Here is a 17,953-nt window from a genome sequence, read left to right on the forward strand (position 1 = left end):
CATGCTGCTCGCCTTCGACACCTCAAGCGCCGCCGTCACGGTAGCCCTCGCCGACCCGGTCACCGGCGCCATCGTCGCCTCGTCGACCACAGTCGACGCCCTGCGGCATGGCGAACTGCTCGCTCCCGCCATCGACGCCGCCCTGACCCAGGCCGGCTGCACACCGCGCGACCTGACGCGCATCGCCGTCGGCGTCGGCCCAGGCCCCTTCACCGGACTACGCGTCGGCCTGGTCACCGCGCGCACCATGGCCGACGTACTGGGCATCGAGGTCGCTGGCGTCTGCAGCCTCGACATCCTCGCCCGCCAGTCCTCCCTGTCATTGCCGGTCGCCGTCGCCACCGACGCCCGCCGCAAAGAGATCTACTGGGCCCTGTACGACGGCCCCGCCGCCGACGGCAGTCGCCGCCGCCTCGAGGGCCCCGCCGTAGACAAACCAGCCGACGTAGCCCACGTCCTCAAAGGCCTCCCCATCATCGGCCGAGGCGCAACCCTCTACGCCGAAGCACTGGGTGTGTCTGTTGATGAGGTCGTGGAGTATCCGTCCGCGGAAGTGCTTGCGTACGGGGTGGCCACGGGGACGCTGGAGATTGTTGCTCCGGACCCGCTTTATCTTCGGCGGCCGGACGTCACCATGTCGGGTGGGCCCAAGAGCGTGTTGACGAAGTGAGACCAGGTATTCGGCCGGCCGTAGTCGACGACCTGCAAGGGATCGCTGCGCTCGACGAGGTGTGCTTCGGGCAGGAGGCCTGGAGCGACACCGCGTGGCTGGGTGAGTTCGATCGGTTGAACGAGGATCGGGTGATTCTCGTGGCCGACGAAGGAGCGGTTGTCGGGTACGTGGTTCTGCTGGTGCCGCCGATGACGGCGGACGTGGTGGAGTTGTTGCGGATCGCGGTGGCGCCGGAGGAGCGCCGTACCGGGATCGGTGGGCAGTTGATGACGGCCGCGCTCGCGCGGTGCGCCGGACGGACGGTACTGCTGGAGGTTGCCGCGGGCAACGAGTCGGCGATCGGGCTGTACGGCGGGTTCGGGTTCGAAGAGATCAGCCGGCGGCGCGGGTACTACGCCGGTGGCGAGGATGCGGTGATCATGCGGTGGCGGGAGACGTTATGAGCAAGGAAGAACCTCTGATCCTGGGGATCGAGACCTCGTGTGACGAGACTGGTGTCGGCATCGTGCGCGGGCAGACGCTGCTCGCCGACGCAATCGCGTCGAGTGTCGAGGAGCATGCGCGGTTCGGCGGCGTCGTACCGGAGGTGGCCAGTCGCGCGCACCTCGAAGCGATGGTGCCGACGATCCGGCGCGCCTGCGAGACCGCTGGCATCAAGCCGACCGACGTCGACGCCGTCGCCGTCACGAGCGGACCCGGCCTGGCCGGTGCACTGCTCGTCGGCGTCGCGGCCGCGAAGGGCCTGGCGCTGTCGCTCGACAAACCCTTGTACGGCGTCAATCACCTCGCGGCTCACGTCGCCGTCGACACGCTCGAGCACGGGGACCTCCCGAAGGGCGCGATCGCGATGCTCGTGTCCGGTGGTCACTCGTCGCTGCTCGCGGTCGAGGACATCACCGAGGGCGTCGTACCGATGGGGAGCACCATCGACGACGCCGCGGGTGAGGCGTTCGACAAGGTGGCGCGCGTGCTCGGCCTGCCGTTCCCGGGCGGACCGTATGTCGACAAAGCGGCGCGGGACGGCGGCGACCGGCTCTATGTGAAGTTCCCGCGCGGGCTGACCTCACAGCGCGACCTTGAGCGGCACCGGTTCGACTTCTCGTTCTCCGGTTTGAAGACCGCGGTCGCGCGCTGGGTCGAGGCGAAGCGTCGCGACGGCGAGGACGTCCCGATCAACCACGTCGCGGCGGCCTTCCAGGAGGCGGTCTGCGATGTGCTGACCCGCAAGGCGATCGACGCCTGCAAGGACCGCGGTTACGAGCACCTGCTGATCGGTGGTGGCGTCGCGGCCAACTCCCGACTCCGCCAGATGGCCGAGGAACGGTGCACCGCGGCCGGGATCGCCGTACGGGTGCCGCGTCCGGGCCTGTGTACCGACAACGGTGCGATGGTCGCGGCCCTCGGATCCGAGCTGGTGCGCGCGGGCAAGACGCCGTCGCCGCTGGGGCTCCCGGCCGATTCGTCGATGCCGATCACGGAGGTGCTGAACAAATGAGGTGGTCCCACCCGGACGGGTTCGAGGCCGACGACGATCCGGCGCGCATCGATGTCGACGCGGTGCACGGCTTCCTCAGTACGGCGTACTGGTCGCCCGGCGTACCGCGTGAGGTGGTGGCACGGTCGATCGACGGCTCGCTGAATGTCGCGGTGTACGCGCCGGCGGGTGAGTTGGTTGCGTTTGCGCGGGCGGTGACGGATCGGGCGACGTTCGCGTGGATCGCGGACGTGTTCGTGCAGCCGGAGTATCGCGGGCACGGGCTCGGGAAGTTCGTGGTGACGTGCCTGGTCGAGCATCCCGAACTGAAGGGGCTGCGGCGGATGATGCTCGCGACGAAGGACGCGCATGAGCTCTACCGCCAGTACGGCTTCAACGAACTGCCCGACCTGACCACGATGATGGTCATCCGCCGGGACCCGACCGAGCTCTACTCCGGCCAGTGATGCAGCCCGGGGTCGACCTGCTGCACAACCCGGCCGGTGCAACGGACCTGGTGCTGCTGGCACACGGCGGCTACGAGCACTCGCACAAGAACCCGGGTCTGTGGCGTGGTCCCATCCTGCGCATGTGGCCGTTCGCCGAGGCCGCTCGTACGGCGGTCCCGTCAGCGGCCGTCGGTCTCGTTCGCTACCGCTATCGCGGCTGGAACGATGTCGGCGATCCCGCTCTCGACCTCCGCGCCATCCTGGATGAACTGCCCTTCGAGCGGGTCGTCCTGGTCGGTCACTCGATGGGCGGGCGCGCAGTCGTCGCGGCCGGCGATCACCCGCGCGTGACCGGCGTACTGGGTCTCGCGCCGTGGCTGCCTTCGGACGAACCGCTCATCGCCCTCCGACCGCCGGTGATGTTTGCCCACGGCAACAAAGACACCGTCACCTCACCGCAAGAGACGCGCGCCTACGCCAACCGCCTCCGCGCCGCCGGTACCCCCGTCAGCCTCGTCTTCCTGGCCGGCGAAACCCACCCCATGCTCCACCGCCCCGCCGACTGGAACACCCTGGTCACCACCTTCACCCAACACGCCCTGGCCGGCGGCGACCTCGCGGACGGCGACCGCGAGTGGCCCCAAACCGGCGCAGGCGGCTCCATGATCGGCGCCGTGCTCCGCCTAGCACTAACCCGCCTCCGCCTGCCAGTCCGCCACCGCTTCCGCATCACCCACCCCGCCCCAAAGGCCAATCGCCCCCACCCTTGAGCACCCCTCACCCACTCTCCGTCGCGATCCGTAGCTACCCCGTGCCCAATGTGGTCAGTCGCTGCCACCTTGAGCACGGCCCAGTCATGCACGCGGCCGATCCATGGTTGACCGGTGCTCAAGGCGGTCTGTCGCGGTCACTTTGAGCATGGTTCGGTCGTGCGCGTGGCCGATTGGTGGTTGATCGGTGCTCAAGGTGGATGGCGGGGGCCGCTCGGCCGACGCTGAGGTGCGCGAGGCGGGGGTGTGAACAGGATGTGGTGGCCGTGGACAAGTTATGACCTGTTCACGGCTCCGGCGTGGTCCGGTCCCCGTCGGTATGACGGTCCGTGGGCAGAGCTGGCGTGGGCTGAGGCCGGGTGCCGCCGTCGGACAGGCGCGCGTTGTGGGGCTGGGGAGTTCTGCCTGTCGAATCAGGTCAGTTTCGTTCCCCGGCTCGGTCGGATCGCCGAGCGGAATCGTGCGCCGGGCTGCAGTGCGGGGAAGGGCACGGCAGGGGCGGGTAAAAACCTGGGGCGGAGTTGCCGCTGGAGCCCCAGGTAAACGGTCAGCGGCCGACCGGTTCGCATCACAGCTTGTCGAACGCAGATGAACACGCTGCTGCGCCCGTGTGACGTCTTAGTGGCGGGCCCCCGGGGAGTGCATCAACTGGACGCAGCACCTCGTCCGCCGGCTAATCACCCGGGGGCCCGCTCGTGGCTCGATCATATGTTCGAATACGGGCCGAGCGCAAGTCCGCTCCGGGAACGTACCGACCAGCGGGCAGTGGTCCTCGCCGGCTGGGGTGCCGGAGCGTTGATCCTGCCCGATCCCACCGACTATTACCCGTTCGTCGGTACGCCTTCAGGGGCGGCGGCAGGAGTAGGCGACGGCGTCGCGGCCGATGCGGGTGATGATGAGGGTGGCGGAGACTGAACCCTTGGGGGACAGCTTCTTGCGGAGGGTGGCGGGGTCGAGGTCGATGCCGCGCTTCTTGATCTCGAGCGTGCCGATGTCGGCGCTGCGTACCCAGGCGCGCAGGGACTTCTCCTTGTAGGGCAGCTCCTCGATCACCTCGTACGCCGATGCGAGTGGGGTCTCCACAAGTTTGTCCGCCGTCACGTAGGCGATCCGCGGGTCCAGCAGCCACCCGTCGACCGCAGCGGCGACAGCTGTGACCAGACCGGCCCGTACGACGGCTCCATCCGGCTCGTAGATGTACTGGCCGACGGGACCGCTGTCGGCCAGTGGTGCGTCAGTCACGGTCGCACCGCTTGGCAGCAACGTCGCCCGTCGCGCAGTACCGGAGTACAAGGCGCCTGACCACAGGGCGGCCTCTTTCACCTCACCGGCGTCGCTGATCCACTCGGCCTCGACACCCCCCGGTACGGCGTTGTGCGGGATCCCGGGTGCGACCTTCACACATGCGGTGCGCTCCAGCAGGCCGGTGACGAAGCTCCAGGGTGGTGAGTAGGCGTTGTGGTCGAACACGCGCCGCCCGTCCGCCCGTCGGGCCGGGTCGGCGAAGACGACGTCGTACGGCGTGAGGTCGGTGGACTCGGCGTCGCCGATCAGCACGTCGCCTGGCAGGCCGAGTGCTGCCAGGTTGGCTCGTGCGGCGGCTGCGGTGTCGGGGTCGCGTTCGACGCCGGTGACGCGGAGGCCGGCGCGGGCGGCGCTGATCAGGTCGCCGCCGATTCCGCAGCCCAGGTCGACCACACTGCTGCCAGGTAAGGCCGCAGCGATGCGTGTGGCCCGGTGCGTGCCAACAACGGTGCGAGTGGCCTGCTCATAGCCGTCCGGGGTGAAGAACATCAGTGCGGCATCAGCGCCGAACTTGGCGACCGCCCGGTGGCGCAGTGCGGCTTGGGTGACCGCGGCGCTGACCAGAGCGCCGTCGTACCGGCGTCGAAGCTTCTCGACCAGTTGGAGTTCACTGCCCGGTTGGTACTCCTTGCAGGCAGCCTCCAGGACTTCCGGCTGGTGCAGCAGGGCGGCGAGCGTCACCTGCTCACTTTAGAGCGGGCTTGAGCAGGTCTTGCTCCAGGTGCGGGTGCTGGTGGAGTAGAGGCGCCAGTTCATCGCTGAGCGGGTCTTGGGGCCGTAGATGCCGTCCGCGATGATCTTGTGCTTGCGCTGGACCATGGTGACGACGGCGCGGGTGTTCTTGCCGTAGATGCCGTCGACGGTGAGCTTGGTGCCGTAGCAGGAGTTCAGGTTGCGCTGCAGGACCTGGATCGAGGTCTCGGGGTCACCCGTCCGGTCGGAGTCGCGGTACGGGTTGTCGCCGTACTTGAGGTTGCAGTTGGTGCTGGAGCTGCCGTTGACCGACGGCATCGGGATGCCCCAGGTCTTGTTGACCGGGATGAGCCGAGCGGAGCGGCACTGGCCCAGCTTGGCCTCGGCTGCTGCGGCCGCCTCCAGAGAGGTCTGGTCGCTGGCCTTGTTGGCAGTGAGCGGCGCGGCCTGGTCGCTCGCCGGCTTCGGGGCGGCCGCCTGCTGGTGTTTGGAGGCGTTCGCCGCGACCGCACCGACCGCCAACGCACCTACGGCGGCGAGCACCACGAGGGTGCGGCCGGAGAGTTTCGGCAGCTTGGGGAGCGTGAAAGCCATGAGAAGACGGTCCCACGCCGGCCTGCGTTAGGCCAGCGTGGGACCACTATCTGCGCACGGCCGAATGCTCAGAGCTTGTCGTAGCAGGACTGGCTCCACACCTTGGTGGTGGGGTTGTAGATCCGCCACTTGAGCGTTGACCGCGTCTGCGGGCCGTACACGCCGTCCGCGGTCAGCTTCAGCTTCTTCTGGACCGCCTTCACCGCGTCACGCGTCTTGGCGCCGTACCGGCCGTCCTTGGCGAGCTTGTACCCGTAGCAGTAGTTCAGGTTGCTCTGCAGGGCCTGGATCGCCCGCGCCGGATCGCCGAAGGGGTTCTTCGGGTCGCGGTGCGGGTTGTCGCCGTACTTGAGGTTGCAGGTGATGCTGGTGCTCTCCCACTCGCTCGGGACGAAGACGGTCCAGCCACCGCCGACCTTCTTGAACATCGCGGAGTCACACTGGCTGAGTGCTGCGGCGGACGCAGGTGCTGCCGCAGCGACCAGCGGGGTGGCGGCGAGTGCGGTCACGGCGACGGCGGACTTCAGCAGACGAATGGACATGGTGACCCTCTCCAAGGTCCGGAAACCCGTCCGATCGGGTTCCTGCCCGGGGTGAGACTCCGGTGCGCGGCCAGGAGTTGCCCGGAGTGACGACTCCCGGATGTCTCGTATCGAGACAGACTTGGCACTCGAGTTGACCGAGTGCTAATCGCGGCCTAGATTCGGTGTTGGCACTCTCCTCGTGAGTGTGCCAACGGTCCGGCCTCCTGAGCCCCGCGACGGCAGGGGAGCGCGACCGCGCAGTTCCACAGACAAAAGTGCGAATTCGACCGTGGAGGTCAGCAAGTGTCGGTCACGATCAAGCCGCTCGAGGACCGCGTCCTCGTCGCGCCGCTCGAAGCCGAGCAGACCACGAAGTCCGGTCTGGTGATCCCGGACACCGCCAAGGAGAAGCCCCAGGAGGGCGAGATCCTGGCCGTCGGTCCGGGCCGGATCGACGACAACGGCAACCGCGTCCCGCTGGACGTCGCCGTCGGCGACAAGGTCATCTACTCCAAGTACGGCGGCACCGAGGTCAAGTACGACGGCCAGGACTACCTGATCCTGGGCGCCCGCGACATCCTCGCAGTCGTCAGCAAGTGACGACCGCCCACTGTTCCTGACTGACACCGCCCCGGTTGCCTCTGGCGCCGGGGCGGAGTGGGTCAGGGCAGTGGGACTGAGTTCGAAGCTTGCCACGAGACATTCAGAAAAGGACTGGTTTTCTTCATGCCGAAGATCCTCGAGTTCGACGAGAACGCTCGGCGCGCGCTGGAGCGTGGCGTCGACAAGCTCGCGAACACGGTGAAGGTGACGCTGGGCCCGAAGGGCCGCTACGTCGTCCTGGACAAGAAGTGGGGCGCCCCGACCATCACCAACGACGGTGTGACCGTCGCCCGTGAGGTCGAGCTGGACGACCCGTTCGAGAACCTTGGTGCGCAGCTGGCCAAGGAGGTCGCCACCAAGACCAACGATGTCGCCGGTGACGGCACCACCACCGCGACGGTGCTGGCGCAGGCGCTGGTGCACGAGGGCCTGCGGGCCGTCGCCGCCGGGGTCAACCCGATGGGCCTCAAGCGCGGGATCGAGGCGGCTGTCGAGGCCGTCTCCGCGCGGCTCGTCGAGACCGCCCGGCCGGTGGACGACAAGGGCGACATGGCCCACGTCGCCACCATCTCCGCCCGGGACGCCGAGATCGGCACCCTGATCGCGGACGCGTTCGACAAGGTCGGCAAGGACGGTGTGATCACCGTCGAGGAGTCGAACACCTTCGGGACCGAGCTCGAGTTCACCGAGGGTATGCAGTTCGACAAGGGCTACATCTCGCCGTACTTCATCACCGACGCCGAGGCCGGCGAAGCGGTGCTGGAGGACCCGTACATCCTGATCCACCAGGGCAAGATCTCCGCGATCGCGGACCTGCTGCCGCTGCTGGAGAAGGTCGTGCAGTCCGGCAAGACGCTGCTGATCATCGCCGAGGACGTCGAGGCCGAGGCCCTGTCCACCCTCGTGGTGAACAAGATCCGCGGCAACTTCACCTCCGTCGCCGTCAAGGCGCCGGGCTTCGGTGACCGCCGCAAGGCGATGCTCGAGGACCTCGCCGCCCTCACCGGCGCCCAGGTCATCGCGCCGGAGGTCGGGCTGAAGCTCGACCAGGTCGGCCTCGAGGTGCTCGGTACGTCGCGGCGGATCGTCGTCACCAAGGACAACACCACTGTTGTCGAGGGTGCCGGCAAGTCCGACGACATCGAGGGCCGGGTCAACCAGATCAAGGCCGAGATCGAGCGGACCGACTCCGACTGGGACCGCGAGAAGCTGCAGGAGCGGCTGGCGAAGCTCGCCGGCGGCGTCTGCGTGATCAAGGTCGGCGCGGCCACCGAGGTCGAGCTCAAGGAGAAGAAGCACCGGATCGAGGACGCCGTCTCCGCGACGCGCGCCGCGATCGAAGAGGGCATCGTCGCCGGTGGCGGCTCTGCTCTGGTGCACGCCGCCACGGTGCTGGACGACGGCCTGGGCCTCGAGGGTGACGAGCTCGCGGGTGTCCGGATCGTTCGCAAGTCGGTCGTCGAGCCGCTGCGCTGGATCGCCGAGAACGGTGGCTACGAGGGCTACGTCGTGACGTCGAAGGTTGCGGAGCTCGAGGTCGGCAGCGGCTTCAACGCCGCCACCGGCGAGTACGGCGACCTGCTCGCCCAGGGTGTCCTGGACCCGGTCAAGGTGACGCGTTCCGCGCTCGCCAACGCCGGCTCCATCGCCGCCCTGCTGCTGACGACCGAGACCCTGGTCGTCGACAAGCCCGAGGAAGAAGAGCCCGCCGCAGCCGGTCACGGCCACGGCCACGGTCACTGACCTCAGGCAAGTAGTACGTACTAGTTACACCGGGCACCGCCCGTCAGGTCCTCGCGACCTGGCGGGCGGTGTTCGTTTGAGCAAGAGCGACCAGCACGCCCACAGCCGCTACGACAGCGGTCAAAGCCGGACTCATGAACTTGGTCAAACTCGGTGCATCGCTCGGACCAAGCAGCCAGACAGCGACCGGTACGACGTACGCCGTGGTGAGCGCGACCGTCCACCACCGCAGAACCCGCTGACGGATCGCGTGGGTGATGATGACGGCAACCGGGATGCCGGCCAGGAAGGCGAATCCGCCCAGCACCATCACCGGGAACGCCCAGACCGCGGTCAGTACGCTGCGGGATCTCATCGTCAGCAGCCTTTCTCGGACTGGGTTTTGAGGTCGGCGAGCCAGGCGTCGAGGCCCATGCCCAGGAACTGGCGTGAGACCTCGGGCATTGCTTCGACCTGGGCGCCGGTCCAGGTCTCTTGGGTGCGGACGATGGTGCCGCCGCGGACCTTCTGGAAGTTCCAGACGTGGACGCCGCGGTCGATCGTCAGGCCCTCGCCGATCGCGGGGCCGGTCCAGCGCAGGCACTGGTTGTGCTTGAGCTGCTGAACCGTGGACGTGATCACCAGGGTGGTTTTGGGCGTGTACGGCGTCGCTTCTACCGGGGTGGTCCAGCGGAAGGCGGAGCCGGGGCGGAGGGGGCCGTGGTCGAGGCGCTTGGCGGTCGCGACGGGCTGCTGCCAGCGCGTCCACTTCTCGATGTCGGTCTGCACCTTCCAGACCTTGCTGACCGGCGCCTTGATGAAGATCTCGCTCCGGTAGCTGATCTTCGAACTCTGGTCGACGGTCTGCCCCTGGCAGCTCAGGGGCGGCGGGGTGGTCGCCGCCGGTGCCGGTCCGGTCAGCAGGGCGGCGGCGGTGATCAGGGCGGTGATGCTCATCAGCTCTCCTTAGTGGTTATCGCGTTGGTTAGAAGCTATAACACCGCAGAGTTGAGAGTCAATAAGAAAAGTGAGAGGTTCTAACCATGGGTCCGAGGGAGCGCTACCGCGAGCAGGTCCGGGACGAGGTCAAGCAGCACGCCTGGGAGCAGATCGCCACGGCCGGCGTACCGGCGCTCTCGCTGAACGCGATCGCCAAGCAGATGGGGATGAGCGGTCCGGCGCTCTACCGGTACTTCGCCAATCGGGACGAGCTGATCACCGCGCTGATCCGGGATGCGTACCAGAGCCTGGTCGACGCGGTGAGTGCGAGTGAGACCGATGTGCTCGGGCTGGCCGGAGTGATCCGGGAGTGGGCCTTGGCTGACCCGCAGCGGTATCTCCTGATCTACGGGACGCCGGTACCGGGCTATCACGCGCCGGCGGACACAACGGCGATCTCCGACCAGGTGATGCAGACGGTTGTCGCAACGGCTGGTGGCTCGGCGAGCGCCGTACATCGGGGGTTGCTCTTCTGGACGCGCCTGCATGGTGTGCTGTCGCTCGAGCTCGCCGGGCATTTCGCGGGGATGGATGTCGATCCGGCCGCGCTCGTGACCGAGGAGATCGGGGCGCTGGCCGACCGTACGGGCCAGTAGTCACGGATTGTGATGAAGTGGCCGGTACTGACCACGAATTGCCACTAGGCAAGGAATAGGTGAGAGCCGTACCATCTTTCACGCTGACCGGTCCGACACGAGGGGGCGAGGGGTGACTGAGGTCCGAGTACCGCACACCCACGACCGGGTCGAGCTCAGGGATCTAGCCGCACTTGCCGGCAACGGGGACCGTACAGCTCTCAATGACCTGCTCACACGGGTGCGCGCCGTAGCGCACCGCTACGTTCGGTCCCGGTTGTGGACCTATCCCGGCGGCGCCGACATGGTCGATGACGTCGCTCAAGAGGTTTGTGTCGCGGTGTTCGGCGCGTTGAGCCGGTACCGTGACGAGGGAAGGCCCTTCGAGGCCTTCGTCTACGGCATCGCGGCCCGCAAGGTCGCCGATGCCCAGCGCGCGTTCGCGGTCGCCGACGTCACGACGCCGGACCTGCCGGACGGCGCGGACGAGTCGCCGACGCCTGAGGAGCACGCGGTCCGGCACTCGGAGGTCCAGCGCATCACGGACCTGATGGAGAAGCTGCCTGAAAAGCTGCGGGAGATCCTGCGGCTCCGGGTGGTGGCGGGGATGTCAGCCGAGGAGACCGGCCGGGCACTGGGGATGACACCGGGGGCGGTGAGGGTCGCACAGCATCGGGCGTTGAACACGCTCAGGGGGTATGTGGGGCATGAGGGACGAGGAGCAGGGGAGGGGCATCATGGCTGACCGATTCGACCTGGACGCGATCGACGCCGATGACGCACTGCTCGACCTGCTGGCCGCTGGAGGGGAGTCCGCACGGTTCGCGGGCGCGAACGACCCGGCCGTAGCGTTGCTGGCCGAGCTGCGTCTGGCGGTGGAGGTCGAGGACGAGCTCCCCGTGGAGACCATTGACGATCCGGAGAGCTTCCTGGCGCGCTGTGCGGCGCTGAACCCGGTGACGGACCCGTTCGCCCGCAAGATGGCGGCGCGTGGTCTGGCGCTCGGTGTCGCCGCGGTGGCCGCGCTGTCGGTCTCCGGGGTGGCCGCGGCCGTCAACGGCAACCCGCTGTCGCCGTACGAGAAGGTGATCGAGAAGATCACCGAGGCGGTCACGCCGTCCACCGACTTCCCGAAGGAACAGCTCGGCGGGCTGCCGGTCGTCGACAAGGCCAAGATCGTCAAGGTCTCGAAGGACTTCCAGAAGAAGCAGGAACAGAAGGCCGCCGAGGCGAAGACCCAGCAGGACCAGACGCTGGCCAACGGCGAGATGCCGGCGGCGCACGTCGACCCGACCCCGCCGCTGGCGCGGGTCAACCTGCCGGCCAAGCCGACCGTGATCGAGCAGCCGCTGCCGACCACGCCGACGGAACCGACCACGCCGACCCAGCCGACCGACCCGGAGCCGGGCGACCCGACGACCAAGCCGTCGGAGCCGACCCCGACCGACCCGCCGGCGACGGAGCCGACGACGCCGACGGAGACGCCGCCGCCGTCGACCACCCCGACCGACCCGCCGTCCACGACGCCGTCGGACCCGCCCTCGAGCCCGCCGCCGACCAACAACGGCGAGACCGGGACGGGCAGCAACCCGAGCAGCAGTGACCCGACGACGGTGCCGAGTGGCAACCCGAGCGAGAACCCGGGCAGCGACAACACCGGTGAGACCGGTGACGGCAAGCCGACCGGCGAGGTCCAGCCCAGTACGCCGCCGAGCACGCCGCCGCTGGGCGACCAGCAGCCGGGTGACACCGGCCAGTCGGGTGACACCCAGACCGGTGACACCCAGACGGGTGACAACCAGACCGGGGACAGCAAGCCGGTCGACGAGGGCGCCGAGCTGATCAAGGCGATCGCGCCGATCCTGCCGACGCCGACCGGAGCACCGGCCGACGTACCGAGTGCGGTGCAGTTCTTCGGTCAGGGCCTGGAGCTGAACGGCAAGCACTCCAACGGCAAGGTGTCGACCGGTTCGGTCCGCGCCACCTACACCAAGGGCAAGCACTCGACCGGGGCATACCCGGAGGGTAAGCACGCGGCGATCGAGCGTACCCACGGTTCGCTCGACGACGAGACCGTGCTGCGCATCCTGGGCGTGCTGAACAAGCGCACCAGCTGACGCTGAACACCGATTCAGGGCCCGGGCGATCGCCCGGGCCCTGGTCGTGTGCGGGAGACCGATTCTGACTCCGGGTAGCGGCGGCATACGATGGTGGTCCGTTCTCGCCGGACAAAGGTGCACGTTTTTCCCATGGACATCACACCCGCTGGAGTTCCCGACAAGTTCGCCGCTCTCGGCCTGACCTTCGACGACGTTCTGCTGCAGCCGAACGAGTCCGACGTGATCCCGTCGGAGGCCAGCACCCGGTCCCGGGTGAGCCGCAACATCGAGGTCAACATCCCGCTGCTGTCCAGCGCGATGGACACCGTCACCGAGGCCCGGATGGCGATCGCCATGGCCCGCCAGGGCGGTCTGGGCGTGCTGCACCGCAACCTGTCGATCGAGGACCAGGCCCAGCAGGTCGACCTGGTCAAGCGGTCCGAGTCCGGCATGATCGCGCAGCCGATCACGATCGGCCCGGACGCCTCCATCGGCGAGGCCGACGCGCTCTGCGCGCAGTACCGGATCTCCGGCGTCCCGGTGGTCGACAACGCCGGCGTCCTGGTCGGCATCGTGACGAACCGCGACATGCGCTTCGAGAGCGACATGGAGCGGCCGGTCCGCGAGGTGATGACCAAGCAGCCGCTGATCACCGGCAAGCAGGGCATCTCCGCCGACGACGCGATGGCGCTGCTCAGCAAGCACAAGGTCGAGAAGCTGCCGCTGGTCGACGACGCCGGCAAGCTGACCGGCCTGATCACGCTGAAGGACTTCGTCAAGCGCGACAAGTTCCCGCTCTCCACCAAGGACGCGACCGGCCGGCTGATGGTCGGCGCGGCGATCGGCTTCTACGGCGAGTCGTACAAGCGGGCGATGGCGCTGGTCGAGGCCGGTGTCGATCTCCTGGTGGTCGACACTGCCCACGGTCACTCGCAGGCCCAGCTGGAGATCATCCGTAAGCTCAAGGCCGACCCGGCCACCCGCGGCGTCGACGTCGTCGGCGGCAACGTCGGCACGCGCGAAGGCGCCCAGGCGCTGGTCGAGGCCGGCGCGGACGGCGTCAAGGTCGGCGTCGGACCGGGCTCCATCTGTACGACGCGAGTCGTGTCCGGCGTCGGTGTCCCGCAGATCACCGCGATCTACGAGGCCTCGCTGGCCTGCAAGCCGGCCGGTGTGCCGATCATCGGTGACGGCGGCCTGCAGTACTCGGGCGACATCGCGAAGGCGCTCGTCGCCGGCGCGGACACCGTGATGCTCGGCTCCCTGCTCGCCGGCTGCGAGGAGTCGCCCGGTGACCTGGTCTTCATCAACGGCAAGCAGTTCAAGGCCTACCGCGGCATGGGCTCGCTCGGCGCGATGTCCTCGGCCGGCGGGCTGCGCAAGTCGTACTCCAAGGACCGCTACTTCCAGAGCGACGTCGGCAGCGACGAGAAGCTGATCGCCGAGGGCATCGAGGGCCAGGTTCCGTACCGGGGCCCGCTGTCCGCGGTGGCGCACCAGCTGATCGGCGGGCTGCGCCAGTCGATGTTCTACTGCGGCTCGCGCACCGTGACCGAACTGCAGGACAAGGGCCGGTTCGTCCGGATCACCTCGGCCGGCCTGCAAGAATCGCACCCGCACGACATCCAGATGACGGTCGAAGCGCCGAACTACTCCGGCCGCTGATCCGCCCGCAAGCGAAGGACACCAGATGACCGAGATCGAGATCGGCCGGGCCAAGCGCGGGCGGCAGGCGTACGCCTTCGACGACATTGCGATCGTGCCGTCGCGCCGGACCCGGGATCCCGAAGAGGTGTCGGTCGCCTGGCAGATCGACGCGTACCGCTTCGAGCTGCCGATCCTGGCCGCGCCGATGGACTCGGTGATGTCACCGGCCACGGCGATCGCGATCGGGAAGGCCGGCGGCCTCGGGGTGCTGAACCTCGAAGGTCTCTGGACGCGGTACGAGGACCCGGCCAAGCTGCTCGAGGAGATCACCTCGCTCGATCGTGAGCAGGCGACGCACCGGCTGCAGGAGATCTACTCGGCGCCGATCAAGCCCGAGCTGATCTCCCAGCGCGTGCAGGAGATCCGGGCCTCCGGCGTCACGGTGGCCGGCGCGCTGTCGCCGCAGCGGACCAAGCAGTTCGCGAAGCACGTGGTCGACGCGGGCGTGGACCTGTTCGTGATCCGCGGTACGACGGTCTCCGCGGAGCACGTGTCCGGTCAGGCCGAGCCGCTGAACCTCAAGCAGTTCATCTACGACCTCGACGTACCGGTGATCGTCGGTGGGTGTGCAACACACCAGGCCGCGCTCCACCTGATGCGGACGGGAGCGGCCGGCGTGCTGGTCGGCTTTGGTGGCGGTGCTGCGCACACGACGCGCAAGGTGCTCGGCGTCGCCGTACCGATGGCTTCTGCAGTGGCTGACGTGGCTGCGGCGCGACGTGACTACATGGACGAGTCCGGTGGTCGCTACGTGCACGTGATCGCGGATGGTTCGGTCGGCCGGTCCGGTGACGTGGCGAAGGCGATTGCCTGCGGTGCGGACGCCGTGATGGTCGGCTCGCCGCTGGCGCGGGCCAGCGATGCGCCGGGCGGTGGGTACCACTGGGGTGCCGAGGCCTGGCACGCGGACCTGCCGCGCGGTGAGCGCGTCGAGGTCGGCGTGACCGGGACGATGGAGCAGATCCTGTTCGGTCCGTCGTGGGTGCCGGACGGCACGATGAACCTGGTCGGCGCGCTCAAGCGGGCGATGGCGACGACCGGGTACACCGAGCTGAAGGAGTTCCAGCGGGTCGAGGTCGTCGTCGGTTGAGTACCGGCGTCCTGCTTCTGCACGGCTCCAGCGGTGTGCCGGACCTGGAGCGGGGCCGGCTTCTCGAGGCCGAGGGGTACGACGTACTGGCGCCGGCCTGGCCTGTTCGGGCCGAGCTGGCGCTGGAGGCGTTCCCTCTGGACGACCTCGAGGACCGCAACGACCGGATCGTGGTCATGGGTAGTTCGTGGGGAGCCGAGGCGGCGTTGCTGCTCGGCGCGCTGGACGAGCGAGTGGCCGCCGTGGTCGCCTTCGCGCCGACTGCCTTCATGTGGGGACGCGTCGGCGAGGACGGCACGCAACGGTCGGCGTGGACGTGGCAGGGCGTGCCGCTGCCATTCGTCCGGTACGACGCGCAGTGGCAGCCGGATGAGGACCCGCCGAGCTACACCCCGATGTACCGGCAGAGTCTGCTGACGGCGCCGGATGTCGACGCGGCGCGGATCCCGGTCGAGCAGATCAAGGATGTGCTGCTGATCGCCGGTGGCGACGACAAGGTCTGGCCCGCGGTCGACTTCGCGGAGGAGATCGTCCGGCGGCGCGGTGCGTTGCCGACGCGGTTGGTGGTCGGGCCGGACGCGGGACATCGGGTGGTGTTGCCCGGTGAGACGCCGAAGACCGCGGGGCAGCGGATGGCGCGCGGTGGTACCGAGGCGGCCGATCGCGAGCTCGGTGAGCGAGCGTGGCAAGAGATCTTGAAGGTCCTGCCGGGCTGAGCGACGTGCGGGGGCACGCCTGACTTGGTGAACTCTGGAAGGATTACCGCATGGGATTGTTCAGCCGCAGCAAGCGCGATCAGGACGCCGACAACGCCGCCCTCTCGGCGGCGCGCGCGCAGCTGACCGCGGAGGACGTGGACCAGGTGCGGTTCCTGATCACGTCGAGGTTGATGGTGCACGCCACCAAGGTGGTGCGGGACCGGACCGACCTGGACCTCAAGAAGTCCCGGCAGATCGTCGAGGAGATCCGGTACGGCACCTACGTGCCGCCGATCAAGAAGACGCCGCTGATGCGCACGCCGGGAACGAACCTGGCCGAGCGCACCCGTGCGTTGAAGGCGGCCGGTGAGCTGCACCAGGCGACCGCGCTGGTCGTCTCCGAGACCGGCATGACCGAGGTCGAGGCCGGTCTGTTCGTCGGCGCCCTCAAGCCCCAGCAGGACTTCTAGACCACAGCAGGACTTCTGGACTCAGCCGCCGATGCGGCGTTCCGGCCCGATGAGGAGTTGCTGGGCCGCCTCGTGGGCGTGCTGAGAGGCAGTGAGGTCGCCAGTGGCGGCCAGTAGGTCGCCGTGGTGCCGGTAGCACTCGGCCGCCAGGTCCTTCATCTCGGGCTGTTCGTCCGCGAAGGGGATCAGGGCGGTTGCCACCTCGGCACACCAGCCGGCCAGGTCGAGGGCTAGCTCTAGCCGTCCGGACTGGTAGTAGGCGCCGGAGATATCGCGGAGCAGCCTGGCCCAGATCGGTGCGTAGGTGCCCGTCTCGTAGCGCATCCGCTGGGAGTCACGCTCTGACGAGATGGCGAACAGGTAGTGCGCCTCCACGCCGAGCGTGAGTGCGGTGTCCACGTCCTTCACGAGTAGCTGTGGGACGAGCTCAGCCAGCTCGGCTGCGCGGACGGCGGCCGACTCGGGGTCGGTGCGACCGGAGACAGTGGCCAGTGTCATGCCCGGTGCCGGCTCGGCCAGAGCGAGTAGCCGGAAGTACTGCTCGTACGGGCCGAGCTTGATCTCCGCGTTCTCCAGCGCAGTAACCAGTGTGAGCGGCAGACCGCGCTCCAGCTCCTCAGTCACTCGGTGGGCTGTCTCGGAGTCGGTGTCGAAGGCGGTGCGGAGGCAGGTCTCGCCCTCCATGATCCGCCCGACGATTCCGAGGTGCTTGCCCTTGCGGGTGAGTGCGGCGACCAGAGTACGCATGTCGGTCGCGGAATCCGAGTCGGCGAGGGTGTCTGCCGTGGTGAGGCCGATCTCGTCCGCCTCGAGCGCCAGGTCCAGTCGGCCCTCCGCCGCGTGCACATCCGCCGACACGGCTGTCGCCGTACAGAGGTAGCGGGCGTAGGAGAGGGACTGTGGGCTCTCGTTGATCTGGTCGGCGAGCTGCAGGAAGAGCTGGGTGGCTGCGTCGGCTGAGGCGACGGCCAGCGCAGGGTCGCCGTACCGGCGCAGGATGAGCGCGTTCATCGCGAGTACGCGGGCGAAGTCCGGCTGGTGCCGCAGTCCGTCCTCACCACTCACCAGTTGGCCGTACGAGATCACTGCGCCGTCCATCTCCAGTACGGCGGTAGCGCCGCGACCGCGGTGCGCCTGCGTCATCGCCCGTCGCGCCCGGACGTCAGCCAGGAACGATGTGGCGTCGAGCACACCTGCGTCGCTCAGCTCGGTGTAGCCCAGCTGAGCCTCGTGCAGCGCGGCCAGCGCCTCCTCGTGCCGTCCGGAGGCGTTCAGTGAGCCGGCCAGCTCGTACTGCGTCGCGGCCATCAGATGCTTGGCCTCGTAGTGGTTCGGGCTCTCTTCGGCCCGCACCCTGGCCAGCTCGATCACGCGCTGCTGATAGGGCCCGGCCTCGTCGGCCCGGCCTTCCTCGATCAGTACCTGGGCTGTCTGCAGCGCCTCACCGAGCTCGTCCTCAGGAGGCGTCCAGAGCCCCCCGCTGTCCACCATCTCGCAGTTCCACCCCT

General features: G+C 68.4%; 20 protein-coding genes. 14 read left to right on the forward strand and 6 right to left on the reverse strand.

The genetic code is table 11. From position 1 onward, the window contains the following. Position 1: 1 nt before the first annotated feature. The 5 genes from tsaB to ACIA49_RS10585 are packed head-to-tail and all read left to right on the forward strand — an operon-like array spanning position 2 to position 3,366. Positions 2-670, forward strand: a complete 669-nt coding sequence (gene tsaB, locus ACIA49_RS10565; RefSeq protein WP_396376853.1) for a tRNA (adenosine(37)-N6)-threonylcarbamoyltransferase complex dimerization subunit type 1 TsaB — start codon at positions 2-4, stop codon at positions 668-670. Further along, positions 667-1,116 carry a GNAT family N-acetyltransferase gene (locus tag ACIA49_RS10570; protein ID WP_396376854.1) on the forward strand — a complete coding sequence of 150 codons (450 nt, stop codon included), beginning with the start codon at positions 667-669 and terminating at the stop codon, positions 1,114-1,116. Before tsaB ends, ACIA49_RS10570 begins: the two co-directional genes overlap by 4 nt. Continuing rightward, positions 1,113-2,168: a tRNA (adenosine(37)-N6)-threonylcarbamoyltransferase complex transferase subunit TsaD gene (gene tsaD, locus ACIA49_RS10575; RefSeq protein WP_396376855.1), complete on the forward strand. Its 1,056-nt coding sequence runs from the start codon at positions 1,113-1,115 to the stop codon at positions 2,166-2,168. Before ACIA49_RS10570 ends, tsaD begins: the two co-directional genes overlap by 4 nt. Continuing rightward, a complete protein-coding gene (locus ACIA49_RS10580; RefSeq protein ID WP_396376856.1) occupies positions 2,165-2,614 on the forward strand; it encodes a GNAT family N-acetyltransferase in 450 nt (149 codons plus the stop codon). Before tsaD ends, ACIA49_RS10580 begins: the two co-directional genes overlap by 4 nt. Next, complete coding sequence (locus ACIA49_RS10585) at positions 2,614-3,366, forward strand: alpha/beta hydrolase (protein WP_396377184.1); 753 nt, start codon at positions 2,614-2,616, stop codon at positions 3,364-3,366. Before ACIA49_RS10580 ends, ACIA49_RS10585 begins: the two co-directional genes overlap by 1 nt. 843 nt (positions 3,367-4,209) lie before the next feature. Here the strand turns inward: ACIA49_RS10585 and ACIA49_RS10590 are convergent. From ACIA49_RS10590 to ACIA49_RS10600, 3 genes are all read right to left on the reverse strand, one after another. Then, positions 4,210-5,352, reverse strand: a complete 1,143-nt coding sequence (locus ACIA49_RS10590; protein ID WP_396376857.1) for a methyltransferase domain-containing protein — start codon at positions 5,350-5,352, stop codon at positions 4,210-4,212. A 9-nt stretch (positions 5,353-5,361) separates the two neighbouring features. Beyond that, on the reverse strand, positions 5,362-5,958 hold the full coding sequence (locus ACIA49_RS10595) for a peptidoglycan-binding protein (protein WP_396376858.1): 597 nt from the start codon (positions 5,956-5,958) through the stop codon (positions 5,362-5,364). 68 nt (positions 5,959-6,026) lie between these two features. Next, entirely contained in the window at positions 6,027-6,500 is a 474-nt protein-coding gene (locus ACIA49_RS10600; protein WP_396376859.1) for a peptidoglycan-binding protein, read from the reverse strand. A gap of 285 nt (positions 6,501-6,785) precedes the next feature. Here ACIA49_RS10600 and groES point away from each other — a divergent pair, with 285 nt between their 5' ends. Both groES and groL read left to right on the forward strand, forming a co-directional pair. Then, the gene (gene groES, locus ACIA49_RS10605) at positions 6,786-7,082 is read left to right on the forward strand and encodes a co-chaperone GroES (protein WP_130384566.1); all 297 of its coding nucleotides are present in this window, start codon (positions 6,786-6,788) and stop codon (positions 7,080-7,082) included. A gap of 126 nt (positions 7,083-7,208) precedes the next feature. Further along, the gene (gene groL, locus ACIA49_RS10610) at positions 7,209-8,828 is read left to right on the forward strand and encodes a chaperonin GroEL (protein WP_396376860.1); all 1,620 of its coding nucleotides are present in this window, start codon (positions 7,209-7,211) and stop codon (positions 8,826-8,828) included. A 43-nt stretch (positions 8,829-8,871) separates the two neighbouring features. Here groL and ACIA49_RS10615 read toward each other — a convergent pair whose 3' ends face one another. Beyond that, positions 8,872-9,183, reverse strand: coding sequence for a hypothetical protein (locus ACIA49_RS10615; protein WP_396376861.1), 312 nt, complete (start codon positions 9,181-9,183; stop codon positions 8,872-8,874). Positions 9,184-9,185: 2 nt separating this feature from the next. Then, entirely contained in the window at positions 9,186-9,764 is a 579-nt protein-coding gene (locus ACIA49_RS10620) for an SRPBCC family protein (RefSeq protein ID WP_396376862.1), read from the reverse strand. 86 nt (positions 9,765-9,850) lie between these two features. On the opposite strand from ACIA49_RS10620, the gene ACIA49_RS10625 reads away from it, so the two are divergent. The 7 genes from ACIA49_RS10625 to ACIA49_RS10655 all read left to right on the forward strand — a co-directional run bounded on the left by ACIA49_RS10625 (position 9,851) and on the right by ACIA49_RS10655 (position 16,445). After that, positions 9,851-10,402: a TetR/AcrR family transcriptional regulator gene (locus ACIA49_RS10625; RefSeq protein ID WP_396376863.1), complete on the forward strand. Its 552-nt coding sequence runs from the start codon at positions 9,851-9,853 to the stop codon at positions 10,400-10,402. Between the two features lie 112 nt (positions 10,403-10,514). Next, on the forward strand, positions 10,515-11,126 hold the full coding sequence (gene shbA / locus ACIA49_RS10630; protein ID WP_344144776.1) for an RNA polymerase sigma factor ShbA: 612 nt from the start codon (positions 10,515-10,517) through the stop codon (positions 11,124-11,126). Beyond that, entirely contained in the window at positions 11,119-12,498 is a 1,380-nt protein-coding gene (locus tag ACIA49_RS10635) for a hypothetical protein (RefSeq protein ID WP_396376864.1), read from the forward strand. Before shbA ends, ACIA49_RS10635 begins: the two co-directional genes overlap by 8 nt. Before the next feature lie 132 nt (positions 12,499-12,630). Next, positions 12,631-14,145, forward strand: a complete 1,515-nt coding sequence (gene guaB / locus ACIA49_RS10640) for an IMP dehydrogenase (protein ID WP_396376865.1) — start codon at positions 12,631-12,633, stop codon at positions 14,143-14,145. Positions 14,146-14,170: 25 nt separating this feature from the next. Then, a complete protein-coding gene (locus ACIA49_RS10645; protein ID WP_396376866.1) occupies positions 14,171-15,277 on the forward strand; it encodes a GuaB3 family IMP dehydrogenase-related protein in 1,107 nt (368 codons plus the stop codon). Then, on the forward strand, positions 15,274-15,993 hold the full coding sequence (locus tag ACIA49_RS10650; protein ID WP_396376867.1) for an alpha/beta fold hydrolase: 720 nt from the start codon (positions 15,274-15,276) through the stop codon (positions 15,991-15,993). Before ACIA49_RS10645 ends, ACIA49_RS10650 begins: the two co-directional genes overlap by 4 nt. Positions 15,994-16,043: 50 nt before the next feature. Continuing rightward, positions 16,044-16,445: a hypothetical protein gene (locus ACIA49_RS10655; RefSeq protein WP_391541509.1), complete on the forward strand. Its 402-nt coding sequence runs from the start codon at positions 16,044-16,046 to the stop codon at positions 16,443-16,445. A gap of 21 nt (positions 16,446-16,466) precedes the next feature. Here the strand turns inward: ACIA49_RS10655 and ACIA49_RS10660 are convergent, their stop codons facing one another. Continuing rightward, positions 16,467-17,936: a hypothetical protein gene (locus ACIA49_RS10660; RefSeq protein ID WP_396376868.1), complete on the reverse strand. Its 1,470-nt coding sequence runs from the start codon at positions 17,934-17,936 to the stop codon at positions 16,467-16,469. Positions 17,937-17,953 lie beyond the last annotated feature (17 nt).

Origin of the sequence: Kribbella sp. NPDC051587 (genome assembly GCF_044453945.1) — a bacterium.
Lineage (GTDB): Bacteria > Actinomycetota > Actinomycetes > Propionibacteriales > Kribbellaceae > Kribbella.